25 protein-coding genes are annotated in these 24,909 nt (G+C 47.0%); 20 read left to right on the forward strand and 5 right to left on the reverse strand.

Annotated features, from left to right (window positions below):
* The first annotated feature begins 62 nt into the window (after positions 1 to 62).
* The 8 genes from CEF13_RS03900 (at position 63) to folE (ending at position 5,029) form a co-directional block, all read left to right on the forward strand.
* Positions 63 to 485, forward strand: coding sequence for a GNAT family N-acetyltransferase (locus CEF13_RS03900; protein ID WP_102709509.1), 423 nt, complete (start codon positions 63 to 65; stop codon positions 483 to 485).
* A gap of 111 nt (positions 486 to 596) precedes the next feature.
* On the forward strand, positions 597 to 1,154 hold the full coding sequence (locus CEF13_RS03905; RefSeq protein ID WP_102709510.1) for a DUF402 domain-containing protein: 558 nt from the start codon (positions 597 to 599) through the stop codon (positions 1,152 to 1,154).
* Positions 1,151 to 1,732 (forward strand): signal peptidase I, encoded by a 582-nt coding sequence (lepB, locus tag CEF13_RS03910; protein WP_102709511.1) that lies wholly within the window; start codon positions 1,151 to 1,153, stop codon positions 1,730 to 1,732. Before CEF13_RS03905 ends, lepB begins: the two co-directional genes overlap by 4 nt.
* A gap of 169 nt (positions 1,733 to 1,901) precedes the next feature.
* A complete protein-coding gene (gene rnhA, locus CEF13_RS03915) occupies positions 1,902 to 2,336 on the forward strand; it encodes a ribonuclease HI (protein WP_102709512.1) in 435 nt (144 codons plus the stop codon).
* 3 nt (positions 2,337 to 2,339) lie between these two features.
* Positions 2,340 to 3,527 carry a tRNA epoxyqueuosine(34) reductase QueG gene (gene queG / locus CEF13_RS03920; RefSeq protein WP_102709513.1) on the forward strand — a complete coding sequence of 396 codons (1,188 nt, stop codon included), beginning with the start codon at positions 2,340 to 2,342 and terminating at the stop codon, positions 3,525 to 3,527.
* Positions 3,520 to 4,050, forward strand: coding sequence for a methylated-DNA--[protein]-cysteine S-methyltransferase (locus CEF13_RS29560; RefSeq protein WP_341806344.1), 531 nt, complete (start codon positions 3,520 to 3,522; stop codon positions 4,048 to 4,050). The genes queG and CEF13_RS29560 overlap by 8 nt, the downstream gene beginning before the upstream one ends.
* 127 nt (positions 4,051 to 4,177) lie before the next feature.
* Complete coding sequence (locus tag CEF13_RS03930; protein ID WP_102709515.1) at positions 4,178 to 4,399, forward strand: YneF family protein; 222 nt, start codon at positions 4,178 to 4,180, stop codon at positions 4,397 to 4,399.
* 36 nt (positions 4,400 to 4,435) lie between these two features.
* Positions 4,436 to 5,029, forward strand: coding sequence for a GTP cyclohydrolase I FolE (gene folE, locus CEF13_RS03935; protein WP_102709516.1), 594 nt, complete (start codon positions 4,436 to 4,438; stop codon positions 5,027 to 5,029).
* A 91-nt stretch (positions 5,030 to 5,120) separates the two neighbouring features.
* Here folE and CEF13_RS03940 read toward each other — a convergent pair whose 3' ends face one another.
* Positions 5,121 to 6,209, reverse strand: a complete 1,089-nt coding sequence (locus CEF13_RS03940) for a Fe-Mn family superoxide dismutase (RefSeq protein ID WP_102709517.1) — start codon at positions 6,207 to 6,209, stop codon at positions 5,121 to 5,123.
* A gap of 82 nt (positions 6,210 to 6,291) precedes the next feature.
* Positions 6,292 to 7,359 (reverse strand): alpha/beta hydrolase, encoded by a 1,068-nt coding sequence (locus CEF13_RS03945; RefSeq protein ID WP_102709518.1) that lies wholly within the window; start codon positions 7,357 to 7,359, stop codon positions 6,292 to 6,294.
* Positions 7,360 to 7,609: 250 nt separating this feature from the next.
* On the opposite strand from CEF13_RS03945, the gene CEF13_RS03950 reads away from it, so the two are divergent.
* A complete protein-coding gene (locus tag CEF13_RS03950; RefSeq protein WP_102709519.1) occupies positions 7,610 to 8,353 on the forward strand; it encodes an IclR family transcriptional regulator in 744 nt (247 codons plus the stop codon).
* An 86-nt stretch (positions 8,354 to 8,439) separates the two neighbouring features.
* Here CEF13_RS03950 and acnA read toward each other — a convergent pair whose 3' ends face one another.
* The gene (gene acnA, locus CEF13_RS03955; RefSeq protein ID WP_102709520.1) at positions 8,440 to 11,151 is read right to left on the reverse strand and encodes an aconitate hydratase AcnA; all 2,712 of its coding nucleotides are present in this window, start codon (positions 11,149 to 11,151) and stop codon (positions 8,440 to 8,442) included.
* Between the two features lie 250 nt (positions 11,152 to 11,401).
* Between acnA and CEF13_RS03960 the strand changes: the two genes are divergently transcribed.
* From CEF13_RS03960 to CEF13_RS03990, 7 genes are all read left to right on the forward strand, one after another.
* The gene (locus tag CEF13_RS03960) at positions 11,402 to 12,757 is read left to right on the forward strand and encodes an amidase domain-containing protein (RefSeq protein WP_102709521.1); all 1,356 of its coding nucleotides are present in this window, start codon (positions 11,402 to 11,404) and stop codon (positions 12,755 to 12,757) included.
* 24 nt (positions 12,758 to 12,781) lie between these two features.
* Entirely contained in the window at positions 12,782 to 13,894 is a 1,113-nt protein-coding gene (locus tag CEF13_RS03965) for a D-alanine--D-alanine ligase (RefSeq protein ID WP_102709522.1), read from the forward strand.
* A gap of 465 nt (positions 13,895 to 14,359) precedes the next feature.
* Positions 14,360 to 14,677, forward strand: coding sequence for a hypothetical protein (locus CEF13_RS03970; protein ID WP_102709523.1), 318 nt, complete (start codon positions 14,360 to 14,362; stop codon positions 14,675 to 14,677).
* Between the two features lie 3 nt (positions 14,678 to 14,680).
* Complete coding sequence (gene uvsE, locus CEF13_RS03975; protein ID WP_102709524.1) at positions 14,681 to 15,700, forward strand: UV DNA damage repair endonuclease UvsE; 1,020 nt, start codon at positions 14,681 to 14,683, stop codon at positions 15,698 to 15,700.
* Between the two features lie 104 nt (positions 15,701 to 15,804).
* The gene (locus tag CEF13_RS03980) at positions 15,805 to 16,623 is read left to right on the forward strand and encodes a sulfite exporter TauE/SafE family protein (RefSeq protein ID WP_102709525.1); all 819 of its coding nucleotides are present in this window, start codon (positions 15,805 to 15,807) and stop codon (positions 16,621 to 16,623) included.
* 122 nt (positions 16,624 to 16,745) lie between these two features.
* Positions 16,746 to 17,600 carry an inositol monophosphatase family protein gene (locus CEF13_RS03985; RefSeq protein WP_102709526.1) on the forward strand — a complete coding sequence of 285 codons (855 nt, stop codon included), beginning with the start codon at positions 16,746 to 16,748 and terminating at the stop codon, positions 17,598 to 17,600.
* Between the two features lie 79 nt (positions 17,601 to 17,679).
* Positions 17,680 to 18,798, forward strand: a complete 1,119-nt coding sequence (locus tag CEF13_RS03990) for a PQQ-dependent sugar dehydrogenase (protein WP_243864637.1) — start codon at positions 17,680 to 17,682, stop codon at positions 18,796 to 18,798.
* A gap of 60 nt (positions 18,799 to 18,858) precedes the next feature.
* Here CEF13_RS03990 and CEF13_RS03995 read toward each other — a convergent pair whose 3' ends face one another.
* Together CEF13_RS03995 and CEF13_RS04000 are read right to left on the reverse strand one after the other, a co-directional pair.
* Positions 18,859 to 20,172 (reverse strand): glutamate-1-semialdehyde 2,1-aminomutase, encoded by a 1,314-nt coding sequence (locus tag CEF13_RS03995; protein ID WP_102709527.1) that lies wholly within the window; start codon positions 20,170 to 20,172, stop codon positions 18,859 to 18,861.
* Positions 20,173 to 20,251: 79 nt separating this feature from the next.
* Positions 20,252 to 21,283, reverse strand: coding sequence for an LCP family protein (locus CEF13_RS04000; RefSeq protein WP_102709528.1), 1,032 nt, complete (start codon positions 21,281 to 21,283; stop codon positions 20,252 to 20,254).
* A gap of 271 nt (positions 21,284 to 21,554) precedes the next feature.
* Between CEF13_RS04000 and CEF13_RS04005 the strand changes: the two genes are divergently transcribed.
* From CEF13_RS04005 to bcp, 4 genes are read left to right on the forward strand one after another with little or no spacing between them, the layout of a single operon-like run.
* Positions 21,555 to 22,580 (forward strand): ABC transporter ATP-binding protein, encoded by a 1,026-nt coding sequence (locus tag CEF13_RS04005; protein WP_102709529.1) that lies wholly within the window; start codon positions 21,555 to 21,557, stop codon positions 22,578 to 22,580.
* The gene (locus CEF13_RS04010; RefSeq protein WP_102709530.1) at positions 22,577 to 23,371 is read left to right on the forward strand and encodes an ABC transporter permease; all 795 of its coding nucleotides are present in this window, start codon (positions 22,577 to 22,579) and stop codon (positions 23,369 to 23,371) included. The genes CEF13_RS04005 and CEF13_RS04010 overlap by 4 nt, the downstream gene beginning before the upstream one ends.
* A 5-nt stretch (positions 23,372 to 23,376) precedes the next feature.
* A complete protein-coding gene (locus CEF13_RS04015) occupies positions 23,377 to 24,168 on the forward strand; it encodes an ABC transporter permease (RefSeq protein WP_102709531.1) in 792 nt (263 codons plus the stop codon).
* Positions 24,169 to 24,225: 57 nt separating this feature from the next.
* Complete coding sequence (gene bcp / locus CEF13_RS04020; protein ID WP_102709532.1) at positions 24,226 to 24,714, forward strand: thioredoxin-dependent thiol peroxidase; 489 nt, start codon at positions 24,226 to 24,228, stop codon at positions 24,712 to 24,714.
* The last annotated feature ends 195 nt before the right edge of the window (positions 24,715 to 24,909 follow it).

Consider the following 24,909-nt stretch of genomic DNA (forward strand, 5'->3'; position numbering starts at 1 on the left):
AAAATTTGTCGTAATATATTCATAATGCAGGACTATGACATGGTATAGAAGGTGTAATTTTAATGAATGTTCGTTCCTTCCAGTTGTCCGATTACCGCCCTATTACAGCACTCCTTGAAGATGTTCTTACAGAAGAGTGCTACGAGAAAACGATGGAAGCTTTTGCTCGCCAATTGTCATGGGATAGTGATTTAGTATTAGTCGCTGTCGAACATTCAGAGATTGTTGGCATGATTATCGGTACGATTGATAATAACAAAGGTTATTATTATCGCATTGCTGTATCTTCTTCCCATCAACGGAAAGGGATTGGCAAAGCGCTTGTTCAGGCCTTGCGCCTGCGCTTCGAGCAACGTCATGTTACAAAGATACTAATTACCGCGGACGAGCACAATGAGCCGGTTCTGCCGCTGTATGAATCGCTAGGGTACGTTGCAAGCGACTTCTTCAAATCTTTTCAGAAGCTAGCCATTGTTGCCGGTTAACGCGAACTTTACTGCATGTTAGGTTGTACGCAGGGCATATCTGCATCGCCATTGCTTTTGGCGTTGAGATATGCTTTTCTTATTAATATATGCTTTATTGAGGTGAACGGGATGGATAGATATCGGCATTGTGTCATCAAAAGCTTTAAGCATAACGGTCATATTCATCGCACCTGGCAGCAAAATTGGCTCATTCCGAACGAACTGCTCGCTCCAGAGCATAAAGAGGAATCCATGACAGTGCTCATCAATAGCCAAACTCCCATTCAGGAATCAGACGGGAAAATTTGGATCAGCCGAGTTCCGGCCGTTTCCTTTTTTATACCTGGCCAATGGTTTAATGTCGTCGCCTTAATGGAAGAGGGGGGCGTGCGTTATTATTGCAATCTTGCATCGCCGCCTTATTTGCAAGGAGACGTGCTAACCTATATAGACTATGATTTGGACGTTATACGCACGGTAGATGGTGCATGGTCCGTCATAGACCAAGAGGAATACGAGCTTCATAAAGCAGCCTATCATTATTCCCAAATGGTGGATGACAAGGTTCAGGACGGACTTGATGCGCTGCTTGGAAGGATTGATGAGGGCAAAGCTCCTTTTCAGGACCATGCTGTGCTCCACTATTATGAGGAATGGCTGAAACACTTCGACGAGGTGGACGAATGAGCTTGATCGATAGGGGTAAGGATGTCGAGCCTGGCATTGAATCAACGGAGAGCAGCTGGCGCAAAGAGCTGGGTGATTGGATAAAAACGATGGTAATTGCTTTGGCTGTCGTGCTTGTGCTGCATTTCTATGTATTCAATTTATCTAAAGTTCAAGGCCATTCCATGGAACCGACGTTAACGGAGAATGAATGGCTTTTTGTTAATAAAATCGTGTATTTAGTAAGCAAGCCAAAGGTTGGGGATGTCGTCATTCTAAGAGAGCCGGGCACGCTTGCCAAACATAAGAAATTTCTCGTCAAAAGGATAGTCGGCATGCCTGGTGATCGAATTGAAGTTTATGATCAACGTTTGTATCGAAACGGTGAGCTGGTAGAAGAAAGCTATACAGATACATTAATTGAAGATATGAGCTATGGACCAGAAGTGATCATGCCTGGGCATTACTTCGTCATGGGAGACAATCGCCATGCGAGGGCAAGTCTCGACAGCAGGTCATTTCATGCCGTTTCGGACGAGCTTATTCGCGGCAGAGCTGATTTTATTTTATGGCCATTTAAGGAAATAAGAGCACTTTAGCACGCAGTAATGGTGATAACGGATATTTCCAATTCAGCCGCTCGGAAACACACTTTTGAATCTGCTATACTGGATGTATCCATCTAGCTCATTACATGAATAACTTTAAGCACACGCTTATGACGATAAGATTTGCAGCGCATACACGAAACCTTTGGGAGGGTGAACGATGAAGGACGTAATGATATATACGGACGGTGCATGCTCCGGCAACCCGGGTCCTGGCGGCTGGGGGTCGGTGCTTTTTTTTGGCCAGCATAAGAAGGAAATCTCCGGCGGCGAGAAGCATACGACGAATAACCGGATGGAGATCAAAGCGGTTATAGAAGGCTTGAAGCTGCTGAAAGAGCCATGCAATGTGAAAGTATACAGCGACTCGGCGTATGTTGTGAACTGCTTTCAGAAGGGCTGGATCAATGGCTGGCTGCGCAACGGCTGGAAGAACAGCAAGAAGGACCCTGTCGAGAATCAGGATCTATGGAAAGAGCTCTTGGAGCTTATGAATAAGCATAAGGTTGAATATGTGAAGGTAAAGGGCCATAGCGATAATGAATGGAACAATCGTTGTGACGAGCTAGCTCGTGAAGCGATTAAACGGTTATAGCCCATGCTGGACCGTTGGGCGAAATTGAAGGAAGAGATGCAGGCGGCTGCGCCCAGCCTAGGCATCGACAAAATTGGTGTAGCCTCCGCTGACCCGTTCGTATCGCTAAAGCAAATTTTGCTGAGGCACCGTGAACTCGGAAGGGAATCGGGCTTTGAGGAGCCAGATATCGAGAAGCGGACGAATCCATCACTGCTGTTCGATAATCCGCAGTCCATCATTGCGATTGCCATTGCGTACCCATCCAAGCTTAAGGACCCTCCTAAGTCGGAGCCGGGTGCAAGAAGAGGCATTATGTCGCGGTCAGCTTGGGGAGAAGACTATCACCGTGTATTGCGTGATCGGCTCGCAAGGCTGGAAGCGTGGCTGAGAGAGCGTGTACCGGAGCTTCGTTCCGAGAGCATGGTGGATACAGGGGCTCTGTCAGATCGTGCAGTAGCAGAAAGAGCGGGCATTGGCTGGAGCGCCAAAAACTGCTCTATCATTTCACCGGAGCTTGGTTCTTGGATTTACCTGGGCGAAATGATCACGAATTTGCCTTTTGCACCGGACGAGCCTATTACGGATGGCTGCGGAACCTGCAATAAATGTATCGATGCATGTCCAACCGATGCGCTTGTCGGCCCTGGCCAGCTTAATTCAAGCCGCTGCATTTCGTTTGTCACGCAGACGAAGGGAATGTTGACGGATGAGTTCATGCGCAAAATCGGAAATCGATTGTATGGCTGTGATACGTGCCAGACGGTTTGTCCGGTTAACCGAGGCAAGAACTGGACGCATCAGCCAGAGCTGCAGCCTGATACAGAGCTGGTCAAGCCATTGCTTATTCCTCTGCTGACAATAGGCAACAAGGAATTTCAAGTTAGATATGGGCGAACCTCTTCAGCGTGGCGCGGCAAGAAGCCGATACAACGAAATGCGGTTATCGCGCTTGGCAACTTCAAAGAAGCAAGCGCGGTTCCTGATCTGATTCGTGTGCTTGAACAGGATACGCGGCCAGTACTGCGCGGCACTGCAGCATGGTCACTTGCACGAATCGGCGGAGAGGAAGCAGAAGCAGCCTTGCTCACTGCTTCGTGTAAGGAAACAGATGAGGAAGCGCTGACGGCCATTGCCAATGCGATTGAGCAAATCAACAGCAGCAAGGCGGAATTGCAGGAAAAGATGGAAGCGGGGAAAATCAGTGACTGAACAGTTATATGCGGCAGAGATCGATTCACCAATCGGAACCATTACATTGACGGTGACGGATCAAGCCATTTGCCATCTGGATTTCGATCTCTATTCGAATATAGAAGCAAAGCTGAAGGTATGGGCTAAGCGCTATATGGGTTTGTACAATCCGGATATAAAACTTGTTGCTGCCTCCTCCCATCCCGAGCTGAAGGAAGCATCAAGGCAGCTGAAGCTTTACTTTGAAGGAAAATTGCAGAAATTCGAGCTTGCTACCCAGCTGTTCGGCACTCCTTTTCAACAGAAGGTTTGGGGTGCCTTGCAGCAAATTCCTTATGGGGAGACATGGAGCTACAAGGATATTGCGGTTGTACTCGGTCAGCCTGGCGCTATGCGTGCAGTTGGGGGAGCTAATAATCGCAATCCGATATCGATCATTGTGCCTTGCCACCGAGTCATTGGAGCAAATGGTCAGTTGGTTGGTTACGGAGGCGGACTGCCGATTAAGACAGCCCTTCTTGACCTTGAGAAAACCAAGTAAGAACGTCGTATCGCATTTTCAAAATGGATGCAAAAAAAGCCGAATCCTGTTCATTGCGAACACGGGTCGAACATGCTATCATGGGAACATTATATTAGCAGGAGATAGGAAAGGGTAAGGTGGATTTATGAACTGGGTCAACATTGTAGTGCCTATTATAACATTGCTAGCAGGAGCTGTCGGTGGCTTCTTTATCGGTGTATTCTATCTGCGCAAGCAGCTTGAGAAGATGCAGAATGATCCTGAAATGATTCAGAAGATGGCTAAGCAAATGGGCTATAACTTAAACAAAAATCAAATGCAAAAAGCTCAGCACATGATGAAGAATCAAAAAATGCCTCGCAGATAAGGCAAGGATAAGGGAAGTTGGAAGGAGGGTTCTGAAATGGCAGGATTGAAAGATTATGTCAATTCGAATGTAACGAAGAATAGGGAACAAATCGAATATCATGTTAAAGAAATACTCAAGCTGATTGGTGAGGACGTAGAGCGTGAGGGGCTGCTGGAAACGCCTGCTCGCGTTACTCGCATGTATGAGGAAATTTATGCTGGCTATGAGGTTAACCCCCGTGATGTGCTTGGGGTAACGTTCGATGAGAAGCATGAAGAGCTCGTCATTGTCAAAGATATCGTCTACTACAGCCAATGCGAGCATCATACGGCACCCTTCTTCGGGAAAGTGCATATCGGTTATCTTCCAAGCGGCAAAATTGCTGGTCTAAGCAAGTTTGCGCGTCTTGTGGAGGCAATTACCCGCCGCTTGCAAGTGCAAGAGCGTATTACATCGCAAATCGCCGATATTATGGATGAGGAACTGCAGCCGCATGGCGTAATGGTCGTCGTAGAAGGCGAGCATCTGTGCATGTGCGCGCGCGGCGTGAAGAAATCGGGCAGCAAGACGGTTACATCGGCTGTACGCGGTGAATTCCGCAGCAATCCAGCACTTCGCTCCGAGTTTCTAACCCTTTTGAAGCAATAGGTATATTCGTAAATAAATCCGCCGGGATGTCATCTCGGCGGTTTTTTGTTTTTTAAAAGTATCACTTGTTATTTCTGCGGCACGACTATGATCAATAAGGAGCCCAAACCAGTCGGCGCGCTTCCTCGAAACGATCTTCCACATAGGGCCAGTTAACGACATTCCACCAGTCTTTGATGTACTCGGGGCGCTTGTTTTGATGCTTTAAATAATAGGCATGCTCCCATACATCAAGCGTGAGTAAAGGAACGACATCCCATTGTGATAAATTTTGATGTTTTTCTGCGGTTAGAATTTCAAGTCTTCTGCTGCGCGGACTCCATACGAGAATGGCCCAGCCGCCGCCCTCGACTTTTGCTGCTGCTTCGCTGAATTGCTTTTTGAAAGCATCATAGCTTCCAAAGTCATTGATGATTTGTACAGCTATGTTTCCAGTAGGTTCGCCGCCGCCATAGGGCGACATATTGCTCCAAAATATCGTATGCAAATAATGTCCGGCACCGTTAAATGCGAGTTCTCGCTCCCAATGTTTGACTAAGTCGAAGTTGCCGGTATTTCGAGCGATCTGAAGCTGCGTCTCGGCTTTATTTAAGCCGTCTACATAGGATTGGTGGTGGATATCATGGTGAATCCGCATCGTCTGCTCATCTATATATGGCTCAAGAGCATTATAGGGATAAGGGAGCGGAGGCAATGTATGACCACCTATTGGTACCTGTTGAAGCTGAGAACGATATTCATGATTGCCTGGACTGTTCGCCGCTTGGCGATAAGCACTCATTAAACCGACATAATAGTTCGACTCACGGATGGAGTGGGTGATGACCATTCGAACGTTGGAAGCATCCTCATTGGAGGCTGTTCGTTCAATGATTTGAGAAAGCTGATCTACATACGTTCGCGACTGCTCCAGCGCAGCATCAACGAGTCCTTCAACGGTTTGCTCTACATGTGCGGGCAGACGAGAAGGGTAGGGAAGCCATTCATCCAGCCACTGCGTAGCATAATGCGCAGTATGGGAAAAGACGGGCTCCCATGATTGCAGCAGCTGGACATATTGGCGATCAAGCTCAGGAGCTGACTGCAAAATAACCGCAGTATGCTCCTTCTCTTGCATTTTCCAATGACGAATTAATTCCATGACTCTCACGGGCATGAGCGATCCGTAAACAAAAAGCACGACTATCGCCTCCTTTATTGACAACAATTGCATCTATGCTAGATGTATTCGTTGTATCAGGGGGATATGTCGTGCTTTTAACTTATATTCGATCTGCTTGCAGCTGTTGATCGACCTGGCTTAGAAATAAAGCCGCTCGTTGGATGTATTCCCTAGGATGAACCTGGAACAGCATTTCATGCTGGCCGCCTTCCACAATCCATGAGCGAGACAACATATTGCCTTGATCTGCCGCAATAGCTTCAGCTGTCTGGAATGGCGCCTTCACATCATTCGTACCATGAATAATGTACATCGGTATCTTATACGTGTTAGCTATAACCTCACTAGCAGGAATAGAGCCAAAGCTTGATCCTGTCCATAGAGGAATTAAAGTTTCAATTAACGGCAGAGAGAAGCGCGGCAAAGACACAAACTGATTCAAATTATCAAAAAGTGCTTCAGGGCTTGGGATGAATAGACTATCTAATATCATCGCATCTATCTCATCGGTTTGAAGGGCCGCTTGCAGTGCCGTGCCGGCACCCATGGAGAAGCCCCAGACGACGATATCCTCTGCGCCGCGGAATTTCGCATAATCAACTGCTGCCAGCAGCTGTTGCGACTCCTCAAGGCCGCCAGTGGCTGGTGCTTTGTACTCCTTCGAGGCGTAGCCGTAGTCAAAAAGCAGTATATTATAATTCAAGCCGTGCAGCATTTTGGAAAGCTCATACATCGGCACCCAGGTCTCTTCCCGGTTAGCTCCATAACCATGGCTGAAAACGACAGTGCGAACCGATGCAGCAGACGCAGCAGTACCTGTATCCGAATCGGTGTTTGCGGGTATGAACCATCCGCTAACCGTCGTATTTCCGCTTTTGCTAGGAAAAATAACATCTTCATAATCAAGGCCTATAGCAGCTTTCGGATTGGACGATAGAGGCGCAACATAAGGGTAGGCCAGCATCCAAGCAACATATGCGTGAAAAATAATGACAAGCAATAAGCACATAGCAGTAAGGGAGGCGATAGACGCTACCAGCAAATGCTTACTTCTGCTTTTGGTTTTGCGTGCTTGAAGGAGACTCTTCGCATCTCCCAAAGGGAAGGGATTTAAGCTTTGCGGTATTCCGCTCTCTAGATTCAAGGGTGTCATTGCTGTTGTACTCATGTCGTTATCCTCCCTCTGCATGCAACGGTATACATGAATCTATTATTCTGAAAATTATAAATGTTCTCATATAGTACTTTTATCTTAGATCGGTCCTATAAGCCTGTCAATTGATGTCGAGATACTGTTATCGTCTTGTAATATATTTGTAATGTAAGGAACTTTTCTTTACGGTGGCCTCTTAAATGAGTTATACTAGATGAGAATAGGTTTCATTGGATGAAACCGTTAGATAAGGAGGCGCGGCTGCATGGAGGATGGGAAATCGACGGTACGAGCAGTGGATCGAGCACTTGATATATTGCTTTGCTTTACTTCCAAAACAGACTTGGCGATGACAGAAATAGCTGAACATGTCGGCCTGCATAAGAGCACCGTACACCGCATGCTGGCAACACTGGAGGATAAGGGCTTTATTGAGCGGGATCGCTCGACAGACCGTTACCACTTGGGGCTTAAGGTGTGGGAGCTATCAGCCAACTTATCGCGAACGGATGATCAAGCAACGATATGGCTGCCTGAGATGGAGCGTCTGCGTGACCAACTCGGGGAGACGGTTAGCATATATGTAAGGGATGGCTCCGAGCGGATTCGGATTCAGGCCGTTCAAAGCAATCAGCCGGTTAGGCGTGTAGCACCCGTAGGTGTAAGGCTGCCGCTCTACGCGGGAGCATCCAGCAAGGTGCTCATTGCCTATTCCGATCTTATGGTGCAGGAGAATATATTTGGCGATCCGGAATGGCTTTATTCCATCGATCTCGATCAATATAAAGGGCAGCTGGAGGATATTTGCGCGAAGGGCTATGCAACAAGCTTTGAGGAGCGAGAGCCGGGAGCCGCTGCATTATCCGCACCTATTTTTGATCGAACTGGGAAAATCGCCGCTGCATTATCCGTATCTGGGCCCGCCAGCAGGATGACGATGAAGACGATGAACGAATATGCTCCTGTACTGCTGGAATCGGCTAAGCGAATGGGCATTATGATTGTGTAGCAGTTGGAATAGGAATATAAAGAAAGCAGGCCTCGGGGAAATCCCCGAGGCCTGCTTTCTTGTGTTGCTCAGCGCAATGCTGCTTATTACATGTTAGCGATCATTTGACGAAGCACTGTTTGAAGGATACCGCCATTACGATAGTAGTCCACATCAACCGTTGAGTCTAGACGTACGATTGCTGGGAAGTCAAAAGTAGTGCCGTCTTCGCGAGTAGCTGTAACGGTAACTTGGTCACCAGGTTTAACATCATTGGACAAGCCGTTAATGTCGAAGGTTTCGCGACCTGTAATGCCGAGTGTTTTCCAGCCTTGGCCTTCTGGGAATTGAAGCGGCAATACGCCCATACCAACCAGATTGGAGCGGTGAATCCGCTCGAAGCTTTCAGCAATTACAGCTTTGACGCCAAGCAGGAATGTACCTTTTGCTGCCCAGTCACGGGAGCTGCCTGTACCGTATTCTTTACCAGCTAGAACAACTAGGTTTTTGCCGGATTTTTGATATTTCATGGAAGCATCGTAAATCGACATTACTTCTTCGGTTGGAAGGTAAGTCGTTACGCCGCCTTCTGTGCCTGGAGCTACTTGGTTACGAATACGAATATTCGCGAATGTACCGCGCATCATGACTTCATGGTTACCACGGCGGGAGCCGTAGGAGTTGAAGTCTTGGCGTTCAACGCCGTTCTCGATCAAGTATTTGCCGCCTGGGCTGTTAACTGTAATGTTACCAGCAGGAGAAATATGATCCGTTGTAACGGAATCGCCGAGCAAAGCAAGTACATTGGCCGAATGAATATCAGTGATATCAGTTAGATCAGGACCCAGGTTCTCGAAGAATGGAGGATTCTGGATATAAGTCGATTTCGTATCCCACTCGTAGCTTTCGCCTTTTGGAACAGAGATAGCATTCCAACGTTCGTTTTGCGTAAATACGTTCTCGTATTTGTCGCGGAACATTTGCGGATTAAGTGCTGCTGACATCGCATCGTTGATTTCTTTCGATGTTGGCCAAATATCTTTGAGGTACACAGGTTTGTTGTCTTCTGTGTAGCCAATTGGATCATTAGTCAAATCAATGTTTGTTGTTCCCGCAATCGCATAAGCAACTACTAGCGGTGGCGATGCCAGGTAGTTCGCTTTGACTTGCGCGTGAACGCGGCCTTCAAAGTTACGGTTACCGGAAAGCACAGCAGAAACGGTCATATCATTGTCTGTGATTGCTTTGCTTACTTCATCTGGAAGCGGACCGGAGTTACCGATACATGTTGCACAGCCATAGCCGGCAACGTTGAAGCCTAGTGCTTCAAGCGGCTCCATTAGGTTAGCATTAATCAAATAATCCGTTACGACGAGCGAGCCCGGAGTCAAGGATGTTTTGACATAGGCTGGCTTCTTAAGTCCAAGTGCTACTGCTTTCTTAGCAACAAGGCCGGCACCGACCATAACGCTTGGGTTGGAAGTGTTTGTACAGCTTGTAATTGCCGCGATAACAACAGCGCCTGTGCCCATTTTGCTCACTTGGCCATCATTATGCTTAACAGTTACGACTTGCTCAATCTTATCGTCGCTTAGACCGTAGCCGCCTTTTTCGATAGGCGTGCGGATAATATCATTGAAGGATTCTTTCATTGCAGTCAGCTCAACACGGTCTTGAGGACGCTTCGGTCCTGCTAGTGAAGGAACGATTGATGAAAGGTCAAGCTCAACGATATCTGTAAATGCAGGATCCGGCGTATCATCTGTACGGAACATGCCTTGTGCATGGTAATAAGCATCAACAAGATCGATTAGATCTTCCGAACGGCCAGTTTGGCGAAGGAAGCTCAATGTTTCGTTATCAACCGGGAAGAAACCAACTGTTGCGCCGTATTCAGGAGCCATATTGGCAACCGTTGCACGGTCAGCAAGACTGATGTTGGACAGGCCTGGGCCGAAGAACTCAACGAATTTACCAACTACGCCTTTTTTACGCAAAATTTGCGTAACCGTTAGCGCAAGGTCAGTCGCTGTGGAGCCTTCTGCCAACTTGCCTGTTAATTTAATACCAATAACTTCAGGCATAACGAAGTAAAGCGGCTGTCCAAGCATACCTGCTTCTGCCTCAATACCGCCTACGCCCCAACCTACAACGCCAAGACCGTTGATCATCGTTGTATGGGAATCTGTACCGACTAGGGAATCAGGATAAACGACTGTTTCGCCATCGATTGTTTTTGTTGCAGCAACAGATGCCAAGTACTCAAGGTTAACTTGGTGAACGATACCTGTGCCTGGTGGAACTGCGCGGAAATTATCAAATGCCGTTTGAGCCCAACGAAGGAAACGGTAGCGCTCCTCATTGCGTTCAAATTCAATTTTTGTATTGTATTCAAGCGCTTCTGGCGTACCGAAAGCATCAACCATAATAGAGTGGTCAATTACAAGGTCAACAGGTACAAGCGGATTGATTTTCTTAGGGTCGCCGCCTGCTTTTTTCACAGTGTCACGCATTGCTGCTAAGTCAACAACAACGGGTACGCCGGTGAAATCTTGCAAAACGATACGTGCAGGAATGAAAGGAATTTCTTTATCTACACGACCGTCAGCCCAAGTAGCAAGCTGCTTTACATGCTCATCCGTAATAGCGCGGCCGTCATATTGGCGAATAGCAGCCTCAAGTAATACTTTGATGGAAAAAGGCAGCTTCGAAATGTTACCCAAGCCTTGTTTTTCTAGTCCAGTTAGGCTGTAGTAAGCAAACGATTTGTCACCTACGTCCAGCGTTGAGCGAACAGAATAATGATTTTGTTTAGACATCGTCATTCTCCTTTTTGAATAATATTCGTGTTTCATTCTGTGAAACCCGTTTTCAAAAAAAGCTATATATACAGTATATCTTTAAAATAGCCGTTACGTAAAGTCCAATTATGACCTTTCATCCATTAACTTGTACGGAAAACCAAGCTGACGAATATTACATGAAAAGAACAATGCCTTCATATAATGAAGCAGTTAATAAACGCCAGCCGTTGCGTTTGCATCACCACTTGGTTAGGGAGGGATAGCGATGCCGCGTACGGGAAACCGTGGACCGGGCAATCCAATACCAAAACGTAATCAAACATCTTCAAAAAAGGAAATAGTAGAGCGCCAGCAACCGCAGAAGTTGGTGACGAGTGCCGTGAAGAAACAAAAGGCAACGTCCGTCCCAGGAAAAATTACGCATCGCGCTTTCTCTCCAGAAGAAGGATCGCCTAGCAAAAATGTGTACGCCAGTCTGGATGTGAGCCCGACCGCGAAGACGATTCAGCCTCAATCATCCACACGCAACCAGTCAAAGCTTAATTCATTGCTGCGATCGTCCGATTATGACAACAATCATCGCCACCAAGAAAAGCCACAGGGCTGGAAGTCTGCTGTTCATCGCTATGTGAGCTTATACAATCAAGCAGAAACGGAGCAGCATGCTGCCGTGCTGATCGACTTTGTAACGGATACGGATCACTGTGCGCGGCTGCGCACCCGTCTAGAGCGGCTTCGTGAGCGCGACTTGCTTAGAGGTGCCATTCCAGCGGGAAGCGTGACAAAGGCTGAGCTGATCCGGATTAATGAATCACCTAGCGAGGTGTCTGTATTAATTAAGCTTCACATTAAAAGAAGAATGGAACAATCAGGCCGTTACTACATGGAAGAACGATCCGAATTAGAACGAATTTGGCTGGGCTTGATGGACACAGGCTGGGACGTTCTCCGGGTTGAGCCGATTATTGCTGAGCGCAGACCGCGTTTTGGCACGTCCTCTGACAACTGGATGACGGTCGATGACTATTCAGAGCTATACGGTGACTTGTCGCAGCCCTCAACACCATACTTAAATTATGACCTATTACCTCAATTCAAACACCGTCCAGCAGGTATTCGGTACAGGAGAGATTTGGTTGCCGCATATGCGGATAAATGGTGGAACGAGGGGAACCCATCTTATGAGCTTTTTGAAGTGAATTGTACGAACTACGTGTCGCAGTGCATCTTTGCAGGCAATGCTCCGATGAACTATACTGGTAAGAGAGAAACAGGCTGGTGGTATAAGGGACGTAATAAGGGAAGTGAATGGTGGAGCTATAGCTGGGCCGTATCGAATGCGTTGACCAACTACTTAACAGCTTCTCGCTCCTCGGGCTTGCGTGCCGAGGTGGTGCAATCGGCAGAGGAGCTTCAGCTCGGCGATGTAATCACCTACGATTGGAATGGCGATCATCGCTTTCAGCACAGCACAATCGTAACCGCCTTCGACTCTTTTGGCATGCCGCTAGTTAATGCCAATACAGTAGCCAGCAGGCATCGCTACTGGGATTATCGTGATTCTTATGCATGGACGGAACAAACGAATTATCGTTTTTTTCATATTACTGATCTTTTATAAATTATTTATACCGGAGGATATGCCATGGGAAGCAAGGTTAGAGTAGGTTTAGTTTACGGGGGGAAATCGGGAGAGCATGAGGTCTCTCTGCAAACAGCATTTGCCGTAATGGGCGAATTTGATTACAGCAAATATGAAATTAAACCTTTCTATATAACAAAGCTAGGTGAATGGAAATCGGGTGGCATCCTTCATGCTCGTCCAGCTTCTGTAGAAGAGCTCCGTTATGAAGCGAGCGGGGCAGAGCCGACAGGCTTTGCGCTCGCTCCGTTGTTTGAAGGCATGAATGGCGGATCGGCTGCAAGCAGTGAATCGGGCATCGACGTCATATTTCCGCTTCTGCATGGCACGTTTGGAGAAGACGGCACGATTCAGGGCCTCTTCGAGATGGCTAACATTCCTTACGTAGGAGCAGGCGTTCTCGCTTCTGCCGTCGGGATGGACAAGATTATGATGAAAAAGGTATTCGCGCAAGAAGGCTTGCCTCAGTGCATATTCCGTTACTTTAACCGCACGCAATGGGAGAAGGACTCTTCTTTCTTCATTATGGAGTGTGAAGTAGCGCTCGGCTATCCATGCTTCATTAAACCGGCTAACCTCGGCTCAAGCGTCGGTGTTTCCAAAGCGAGAAACAGAGAAGAGCTTGTTGCTGCTATTAATTTCGCATTCCGCTTCGACCGTAAAGTAATCGTTGAAGAATTCGTCGATGCAAGGGAAATAGAAGTAAGCGTACTTGGCAATGATGATGCAAAAGCTTCCATACCTGGGGAGATTGCTCCATCCAATGAGTTCTATGATTACAAAGCCAAATATATCGATGGTACCTCAACCATGCAAATTCCAGCGATCTTATCGCCTGAAATAACGGAATCCGTCCGTGAGATGGCCGTTCGGGCATTCCAATCCATCGACGGGTCAGGACTATCCCGCGTAGACTTTTTCTTGCGCAAGAGCGACAACCAAATTTTCATTAACGAGGTTAACACTTTGCCAGGCTTCACCCCATTCAGCATGTACCCGCTGCTATGGAGAGAAACCGGCATTCCATACAAAGAGCTGCTGGATACCTTAATCAACCTAGCGCTGGCCCGCCACGCCGAGAAACAACGGATAGACTTCACGGGCTCGGTAAATTAATTCGGATTTGTGTGTAAACGGCAATTCCAGATCAAATTAGCTCATTAGTTTCAAAAATTGAAGTTAAACAGCAATTATCCATAAAAACCAACCTAATAGTATTAAAAACTGAAACTAAGCACGCCCTAAAATTACTTAAACACAATTCAAGCACCACCAACGGAACAACGCACACATATATCTAATGCAACAACTGAAGTATCAATGTTTTAACACATATAAGCACTCTATCCTACTTTATCTGATGTTTATCGACTTCCAGCGTGTCCCGAAGGGATGAAGCGCTCCTAGGTAGACGTAACGTTTGATCGACGGTTCAGCTCCAGCGTTATTCCAATTGCGGGTGTCCAGAGGGTGCAACCCTCGGGGCCCTCCCTTGGAAGGGAGGGTTTGGGTGGGTTCGAAATCTTTAAGCCTTTGAAGGTTTGGTAGAAACTGAAATTTCACTGAAAGAAGGGAAAATATATGGGTTTTGCAACTGAATTTAATTCTGTGTGTAAGTTTAAGTCCGAACAAGAGCTTTATGAATTGCTGGAGTATGGACGGGGCAAGATGGTAAAGAGCGGCTTTCGCGTATATCCCGTCGGTCAGAAAGTAATTGCTTATACGCTTAACAATGAGGCGATTGCGATTGTCCGGATCTCTGCTTCCACCGCTGAAATTAATTTTCAAGGTGAAGAAGTAACGGGAGTGGAGCTGGAACTTGTGAGGAAACTGACGGAGGAGGAAGCGCGTGTACAGACGGCGCTGGCCTACGAGATGTTTTTTGGGGAGAATGCTTAACTGATGATTGTTAGATTTGGATTTGTAGCAATGACCTTGCAATTGGAGAATGTTACACCTTCAAGAACGATGACTTTCGCTAGCTTATCCAAGCTGGATGATCGTGAGGCGGGCATAAGGAAGCTGGAGCAAATTGCAGCGGATAATTTGCACAGCACCATGCGCATATTGAAGCTTAGCAAATCATGTGATATTCAAATGTACCGATTTACGTCCAAGCTTATCCCTCTTGCAACACATGAGGGGCTGAACGACTGGAATCCGTATCCCGTGCTTGAACCAGGCTTCAAGGAAATAGGAGAATACGTGCGAAAAAATAAGTTTCGGGTTTCCTTCCACCCCGATCACTTCTGTGTATTCAGTACACCGAGGCCGGAGGTGCTGGTGAAGTCTGAGCGGGACTTGATTCATCACGTTCTAATGCTCGAAGCAATGGGGCTGGATGAAGCATCTAAATGCAATATACATATCGGCGGAGCATATGGCGACAAGCCAGCAGCGTGCGAACGATTTATAAAACAGTTCGGAGCGCTGGAGCCGCGATTCAAAAATCGTGTCACCCTTGAAAATGATGACAAAACGTTTACCGTTCGCGAGACGCTGGAGGTAGCAGAGCAGCTTCATTTGCCGATGGTGCTTGATATACATCATCATGCTGTTAATCCTGGCGGCACGAATGAGGACGAGCTGTACAAAGGCTTATGGCCGCGAATCAATCGGACCTGGCAGAAGGAGAGAGAACGGTTAGGCTTCTCGAAAGCCGAGCAGCTTCCTCCAAAAATCCATGTTTCGAGTCCGAAGAGTGTATCTGAAATACGCGCACATGCGGAATTTGTGGAAGTCGAGCCGCTTTTTCGATTTTTGCAGCAGGCAGCACAAACAACCGACTACTTGGATTGTATGCTCGAAGCTAAAAGCAAGGATGTCGCCCTGATGAAACTCATTACAGATTTCAAACAAATGGAAGAGAACGGCGAAGGCGTCAAAGTATTAGACGGCGGAAGTATCGAAATAAAGATATAAGCCTGAATGAACAAGCAGTACCGCCTCGGTATATATATCCTTGGCGGTTTATTGCATGTAACCACGACGGCTTACACGGTTGAACAGGAGAAGGTGATGTTCGCATGGCTTGGCTTTTACTTGTGCTGCTCGGTGTTGCGGCAGCGATGTTTGGCAGTATTGTTGGACTAGGCGGAGGCATTATTATTGTTCCGATGCTTATGCTGCTTGGACCCGTATTAACAGGCGGAGAAATTGGACATGCAACGGCCGTAGGCATTTCCTTAACGGTGCTAGTCGTAACTGCCCTTTCCTCGACCCTGACGTATACTAAACGAAAAATCGTTGATTTCCGCAGCGGTTGGCTGCTTTTTATAACAAGCGGACCTGCAGCGATGCTTGGATCGGCATTAACCGGACTGCTGCCTGCAGGTGCTTTCCAGCTTATATTTGGAGTTTTTATGCTGTTGATGGCAGCCATATTGGTAGCTCGTGATTATATGAAACCGTTTACGAAAACATGGCCAATTGTACGGACGATGACAGATGCGAAAGGACAGGTTCATACGTACAGCTATGGGCTTGTGCCGGTTCTGGCCATCGGCTTTGGAGTTGGACTGCTATCCGGATTATTCGGAATCGGCGGAGGCTCGCTATTCGTCCCGCTTATGGTGCTATTGTTCAAATTTCCACCGCATCTTGCAACAGCAACCTCGATGTTCGTTATTTTCCTTTCCTCCATACTCGGCAGCGGCATGCATATTTATCTCGGAGAAACGGATTGGCTGCTCGTACTGGCACTTGCTCCAGGCGCGTGGATTGGCGGCAAGCTGGGCGCAGCGATTGCTGTGAGAATGAGCGGCAAAGGCTTGTTATGGCTGCTAAGAATAACGTTATTGCTGCTTGCAGTGCAATTAATCATTGAAGGTTTGAAGACGTTTTGATAAGGTTGTATTAATCATCATCATATATGAAACCCGATTAGAGATTTTACGTAACAATGGATAATAACTGTAGCGGACTATTTAGGAACTGAAAATTTACAAAGAGGGAAGAGTGAGGGATCGTGAGTGATCAGAACAACACTTCCGTCGTCGGCGGGAAAAGCTTTACTGCTGTCGCCATCAATTGCGCGTCGAAAGCAGGAGAATGGATAAAGACAAAGCTTGGGAATTACGCGAGCCTTGATATAAAATATTCATCGCATGACCTTGTAACCGAGGTAGACAAAGGATCGGAGCGCTTAATAAAAAATTTGATATTAACTCATTTTCCGAAGCATTCCTTCTTGGGTGAAGAAGGAGTGGAGCCAGGTCCGGAAGCTTCGACTCGCGCTCTTGAAAATATTCGCGATGCAGAGTATTTATGGATCGTTGATCCGATTGACGGAACGACCAACTTCGTTCACGGCTTTCCTTTCTTCTGCGTGTCGATTGCACTGGCGCATAATGGCGAGGTCATTGTAGGCGTTGTCTATGACCCTATGAAGGATGAGCTTTTTGTCGCGGAGAAAGGCAAAGGCGCTTATGTTCATGGCAAAAGAATGCAAGTATCCAAGGAAGAAACGCTGCAAGGCAGTCTTGTTGCTACTGGATTTCCAGCCGACCATATATACGCGCTGCCTTTAAATTTGAAGGGCATTGGAGCTATTGCTCCGCAGGTGCGCAATCTTCGTATTGCAGGCTCCGCAGCGCTGCATATGGCCTATGTGGCTTCTGGACGGTTGAGCGGCTTCTGGGAGATCGGCCTAAACAGCTGGGATTTGGCAGCTGGCTCTCTTCTCATACAGGAATCCGGAGGGGTTGTAGAGGATACGCTTGGCAACCCTTACGATTTGGGCGTGCGCAATATTGTCGCCTCCAACGGCAAGATTCAAGAAGAGCTTATTGCGGCGCTCACGGAAGCAGAAGCTAATAAATAACGATAAAGGACAGCGTTTCGCTATGCGGCGAGGGCGCTGTCCTTCTCTGTTTTTACAAGAATGGAGGATGCATCAAGCAATGAAAATAAATACGAAGCGAATTGCTATTGTTACGATGATTTCCGTAGGTTTAAGCGTGATTGGAGCCTGTGAGCGAAATGAGCCTTCCAGAAAAGTCATATCAACAAATGTTTCTTCGACAATCGCACCTGAGCATGCCGCAACGAACTCGAATCTCCCTTATACGGTTTTAGCTAAGGAGCTGCGTGTGCCTTGGGTGATTGCTTTTGACAGGGATGATATTTATATTAGCGAGCGTGAAGGCAGTATTGTAAAGGTGTCAGGAGTTGTCATGACGCGGCAGCCTGTTAACCTGCATAAGAATGTCCAAGCCAAAGGGGAAGGCGGTTTTCTTGGTTTTCTTCTAGCCCCTGACTTTCAGCAATCAAGAAGGGCGTATGCCTACCACTCCTACGAAGAAGCTGGCGAGATAAGGAATCGTGTCGTTCTATTGGAACAGAATGGCGGTCAGTGGAATGAGGTAAATGCTTTGCTCGAAGGAATACCGGGTGCTGCTAATCATGATGGCGGACGCTTGGCTTTTGGTCCGGATAAGCTGCTGTACGTCACAACAGGCGATGCCCAGCAGGGAGAATTGGCACAGGATCTAAATAGTTTAGCGGGAAAAATACTGCGTATAACGCTGAATGGCAAAGTACCAGAGGATAATCCGTTTCCGAATTCCTATATCTACTCCTATGGGCATCGTAATCCACAAGGGCTGGCATGGAATGAAGAGGGGGTCATGTTTAATACCGAGCACGGTCCTTCCGGCAATCCAGGCGGGCATGATGAGATTAATATCATTGAAGCTGGCGAGAATTATGGCTGGCCGGATATTTATGGAGATGGGCAGCACGATGGAATGATAACGCCAATTTATCATACTGGAGATCCAGCTATCGCACCTTCGGGGATGACGATTGATTCGAACAATCGTCTGCTTATTGCTACTCTGGCAGGCGGGGCGTTGTACCGATATGATCCAGCTGCTAAAACGATGGAGTCTATATTTGAAGGCGAGGGGCGTTTACGGGATGTAAAAATAAAGGAAGGCAAAATTTTTATTATTACAAACAACACCGACGGGCGCGGTATACCTTCGAAGATGGACGACCGTCTGCTTATGCTGAATTAAGAAAGGAGCAAGCCTTCACAGGGTTGCTCCTTTTTTTGGTTCCTATTGCTTCACATCTCTTTATTTCAGCTTAGAAAATGCATAATTAGCAGCAATAATCGTTGCATCAATATCGGCTTCAGTATGTGCTGTGGTGAAGAACCACGCCTCATATTTGGAAGGGGCGAGATTAATTCCTTGGTCAAGCATCAGCTTAAAAAATCTTCCGAACAGCTCGCCGTCCGTATCCTGCGCTTCCTCATAATTCGTTACCTTATGATCGCAGAAGTGGGCGGAGAAGCTACCACGGATTTGATTAATAGTTAGCGGAATGCCGTATTCCTTCGATGCTGCGAACAGGCCAGCCGCAAGCTTCGTCGCTAAAGCATTCATTCTGTCATAAATGCCTGGCTCCTGCAGCAGCTCCAAGCAGGCAATGCCCGCTGAGATCGAGGCTGGGTTGCCGGCCATCGTACCTGCTTGATAAGCAGGACCGAGCGGAGCAACCTGCTCCATAATTTCTCGCCGTCCGCCGTATGCACCAATAGGAAGGCCGCCGCCGATTATTTTGCCAAGTGCGGTTAGATCGGGCTGGATAGCTTGATGATCAGGGAAAGCAGCATAGGTTTGCGCTGAGCCATAGTGAAAGCGGAAAGCGCTAATTACTTCATCATAGATAACAAGCGCGCCAGCCTCGCGGGTAAGCTTGCAGAGGCCCTCCAGGAAGCCTTCATGCGGCATAACCATGCCGAAATTCCCTACGATAGGTTCGACCATGACGGCCGCTGTATCGCTGCCCCAGCGCTCCAAAGCAGCTTCCAGTGCCGGAAGATCGTTAAAGGGTACTGTTATAACCTCGCTTGCAATGCTGCTGGGAACGCCGGCACTGTCCGGAATACCCAGCGTGGACGGTCCTGAGCCTGCTGCTACAAGCACTAAATCGGAATGACCGTGGTAGCAGCCTGCGAATTTAATGATTTTAGTTCGTTTCGTATAGGCGCGCGCGACACGGATCGTCGACATGACGGCTTCTGTGCCGGAGTTGACGAAGCGCACTTTATCAAGAGACGGTATAGCATCCTTGAGCATGCGAGCAAGCTTTATCTCCAGCTCAGTAGGCGTGCCATATAGGATACCATTCTGTGCAGCGCGAATAATGGCTTCAGTAATATGAGGATGAGCATGTCCTGTAATAATCGGACCGTATGCGGCTAAATAGTCGATGTAGCGGTTGCCGTCGACATCCCAGAAGTAGGCTCCTTCCCCGCGTTCCATGAATACGGGAGCACCGCCGCCAACCGCCTTGAATGAGCGGGAAGGGCTGTTAACGCCGCCGACAATATGCTGGAGCGCTTCTTCATAAAGCTTCTCGGAATTAGGTCTTTGTATAGTCATTTCAATCAACCTCAACTTTCATGTAATCTATGAGCAAAAATACACGCAACAAGCATAAGCCGTTGCGTGTATTTATATACTACTTTTGGTTATTGCTCGGAGCGGCTTCTCCGTTTGCATTGTCAGTAGGAGTCGGAAGGGTATCATCCTGCTCCAGCGTCTCCTGTACATAAGAACGAAGCTTGCTCTCACTGCTTACTCCGATGACGGATGCACCGCCAACGCGCTCTTCCGTGATAAGCTCCATAGGCGGAATTTGAGATGTACCTGCTACATGGCTTTTGACTCCAAGCTGGCCAAGCTTCAGCATGTCAGTAACGCTAATATTCATGCTTACATAAGGCTGAACGCTTTCCAGTATTTTTTTCATCTTAATAATGTTCCATGTCGATTGAAGTTCCTTGGCTACAGCCTGCAGTAAGTTGCGCTGACGCTCTGTACGCGTATAATCACTCAAGGCGTCATGACGGAAACGAACATATTGAAGCGCTTTGTCACCGTCAAGCAACTGATAGCCTTTCTTCAGATCAATATCATAGCGGTTGCCATCGGCATTATCCGTGTATTTCATATCCTTCTCAACATCGAAATAGACGCCGCCAATCGTATCAATAAGATGCTTGAAGCCTTCGAAGTCCGTATAAACATAATATTGAATTTTGAGGCCGAGCAGGTCGCCGACTGTCTTCATAGCAAGCGGATAATCGCCAAGTGTAATTGCCGTATTAATCCGTCCGCGTCCATAGCCATCAATATTGACGTAAGTATCACGCAGAACAGAGAACAGATGCGCCTTCTTAGTTACGGGATCGAACGAAGCGACCAATATGGAATCGGATCGCGGCTTCTCTCCTTCATCTACACCGCGAGCGTCACCGCCAAGCAGCAAAATATTTACACGTTCCTTGCCTTCCCATTCGGGTATAGGCACCGGAGTTGCATCTACTCCTTCTCCGGGTTGATTAGTTTCTTTAGGATCGCTAAATTTATCAAGTGCGTTATATACACCAATACTCCAATAGATAGCGAACACAAGTGCCGCACCTACGATGACGGAGAGACTGATGAAGAACCATTTCCATTTTTTTGAGAGTTTCTTTTTATTGCGCATTTCGGTAAAAGCGCCCCTTTCAAGTTCTGTTGGATCTTCTAGGTCAATATAGGGTTTGAAGCACTTGTAAGCACGAATCAATAAGGCACCATGATTATTCACACTTTCGAAGGGAAGCTGAACCGTTTACGCTTTGCGTGAAGTGCTGTATGATTACATATCATAAAATTATAAAGCTGAACGACATGCAGAAGCAAGTTTTATCGTTTTAAGTAAAAAGAGAGCGGTATTTCCTAGGAAATGTCGAAGCGAGAGGAGCACTATTAACCCGATGTTAGCAATTGATGTGAAAGATTTACGCAAGCAATTTAAAGTACAAAAAAACCGTGAAGGTTTATCTGGGGCACTCAAAGATTTGTTTAAACGCGAGTACAGGGAATTGACAGCGGTCAAAGATATTTCATTTCAAATTCCGCAAGGCGAAATATGCGGCTATATTGGGGAAAACGGCGCTGGAAAGTCAACGACGATCAAAATGCTCACAGGCATTTTAGTCCCGACTTCCGGTGATATTAGAGTTAACGGGTATATTCCGTACAAGGACAGGGAGAAATTCGTAAACGGAATTGGCGTCGTGTTCGGACAGCGCTCTCAGCTCTGGTGGGATATTGGCGTAATTGAATCCTTCCAGCTGCTGCGCAAGGTTTACCGTGTATCGGAGCCCGATTTCCGCAAACGGCTGAATGAGCTGGTAGAGCGGCTGCATCTTGGCGATTTGCTCAATCGTCCGGTACGCAAGCTGAGTCTTGGCCAAAGAATGCGCTGTGAGCTTGTAGCATCTCTGCTTCATAACCCGTCCATCCTATTTCTCGATGAACCGACAATCGGGCTTGATATTGTAGTAAAGACGGAAATAAGGGATTTCCTCATGCAAATGAACAAGGAGCAAGGAACAACAATTCTGTTGACAACTCATGACCTGCAAGACATCGAGGCACTTTGTTCACGTGTCATTATGCTTGATGACGGACGAATCATATACGACGGCGGGCTCGATGAACTGAAAAACCGTTGGAGCAAGGGCCGCGAAATTCAGTTCCAGTTCGCTTCACATACAACGCTGGATAGGCTGCGGCAGCTTACTGCCACGCTGGATGTTTCGTGGACGGCCGAAAGTGATGTAACAGCTAGAATGTGGCTGCCTCATGCTGTAAATGTCTCAGATGCGCTTGCATGCGTTGTAGGCGGAACGGAGATTCGCGATATCAAAATATTCGAGACGAATACAGATGATATCGTCCGCAGCATTTATTCCTCCGGCTCTGCTTCTACATCGAAGGAGACGGTCGTATCATGATGAGCGCTTATATCGATTTTATTCGTATTCGCTTTATTATGATGCTAGCTTATCGGGTTAATTATTATAGCGGTATTATTATTTATGCGATAAATATTGGCGCTTACTACTTTCTATGGCAAGCCATCTACGGCGATAAAGAAACGCTGGCCGGATTTACGGTAACCCAAATGACTACTTATGTAGCGGTTTCATGGATGGCACGCGCCTTTTATTTCAATAATTTGGACCGAGAAATTGCAAATGAGATTCGTGACGGCAGTGTAGCCGTTCAGCTTATTAGGCCATACTCTTATTTGCTTGTGAAGATGATGCAGGGCTTTGGGGAAGGCTTGTTCCGCATGCTGCTGTTCATGGTGCCGGGGATGATCATTGTTTGTCTCATTTTCCCAGTCACGCTGCCGACTGATCCGAAAACTTGGGCTATATATTTAATCATGCTGTTCTTCAGCTTCCTGATTAATTCACAAATTAATATTTTGACGGGTTTATTTGCATTTTTTGTCGAAAATAACGAAGGCATGATGCGTATGAAGCGAGTGATGGTTGACTTGTTCTCAGGGGTAGTCATACCGATTGCCTTCTTCCCAGGCTGGTTATCAGCCATTATGCAGTGGCTGCCGTTTCAAGCGATCACATACTTGCCAAGCTCTGTGTTTACGGGGCGGACGCCTACCAGCGAGGCGCTGCATGTGTTTGTTATCCAAATCCTATGGTTCTTGGGTTTGTTAGTGCCGATATGGCTGACATGGCGTGCTGCTCGCAAGCGCCTGTTCGTGCAAGGGGGTTAATCGGAATGAGATATGCATCGTTATTCTGGGAATACATTAAAAACTATGCGAAGACAAGGCTGACTTATCGATCTGATTTCTGGATCGAGGTTCTTTCTGACCTGCTGTATCAAGGGATGAACCTTATATTTATATTGATCGTATTCCAGCATACGCCTTCACTTGGCGGATGGTCCGAGGCTGAGGTTGTGTTCGTATACGGCTTCTTCATGATTCCGTACGGCGTTTTCAGCACCTTCTTCAGTATTTGGAATTTCAGTGAGCGCTATATTGTGAAGGGTGAGATGGATCGCGTGCTTACAAGGCCGGCTCATAGCTTGTATCAAGTGCTGCTCGAAAATGTAGATCCGCCATCGCTCATCGGCTCGCTTGTCGGAGCCATTATTATGGCGATTAGCTGGGCGCAGCTTGGTTTACCTTTCCATTTATTAGATATAGCCATGGTGCTGCTGCTTGTCATTAGCGCAGTGCTCATTTATGCCGGTTTATATACAGCGCTGAGCGCTATTTCGTTTTATTCCGATGCTCCAACGGGCATTGTACCGCTGATGTACAACATTCAAAACTACGGTCGCTACCCAGTTAATATTTATAACAAAATGATTCGTTTCATGCTCACATGGCTGCTGCCATTCGCTTTCGTAGGTGTTATTCCAGCATCTTATTTCCTTGCGAAAAAAACGGATGATTTGTCTCAGCTGGCGCTTATTACGCCTGTGATGGGGGTCGTTGTGTTCACACTTGGATTACTGCTATGGAATCATGGTGTGAAAAGGTATCGCGGGGCTGGCTCATAGCTCAGCATGCCGCCTTCGTTATCAACATAGATCCGCATATAAGAGGAGGCAGTTCTGATGACATTATTCCAAGCAGGCGAACCAGCACCAGATTTCAAATTACCCGCTTCGAGCGGAGATGACGTTTCACTAAGCGATTATCGCGGCCGCAATGTCGTCATTTATTTTTATCCTAAGGATATGACGACGGCATGTGCGCAGCAATCCTGTGATTTTCGAGACGCAAACGCTGAAATGTTGAGAAACAATACGGTTATTCTCGGAATCAGCACCGACACGGTGAAATCGCATTTGCGTTTTATTGAGAAGAAGGAGCTGCCATTTCTGTTGCTGGCGGATACGGAACATAAGGTATGTGATCGATATGGCGTATGGCAATTAAAGAAGCTTTATGGAAGAGAATATATGGGACTTGTTCGATCCACATTTCTAATTGACACAGAAGGCAAGCTTGTCCAGGAATGGCGCAAGGTGAGGGTTAAAGGCCATGCGGAGCAGGTGCTTGAGGCAGTGAAAAACTTGCAAGCCGCTTCAACGGTATCATGAAATAACTGCGTAATTCGTGCAACGAACGAATGAAACTATACATTGACAAAGAGGGTACCTCTACAGCGAGTTTGCTGCGGAGACACCCTCTTTTTTGATGTCTCCAAGCACAAGGTCTTAGAGAGAACGCGACCAAAGTCCAGTCAACAACACATTCTGGAGACCATTATGCAATGCTCTCAAACGAATTACAAT

This window comes from Paenibacillus castaneae, from assembly GCF_002884445.1.
GTDB classification, from domain to species: domain Bacteria; phylum Bacillota; class Bacilli; order Paenibacillales; family Paenibacillaceae; genus Pristimantibacillus; species Pristimantibacillus castaneae.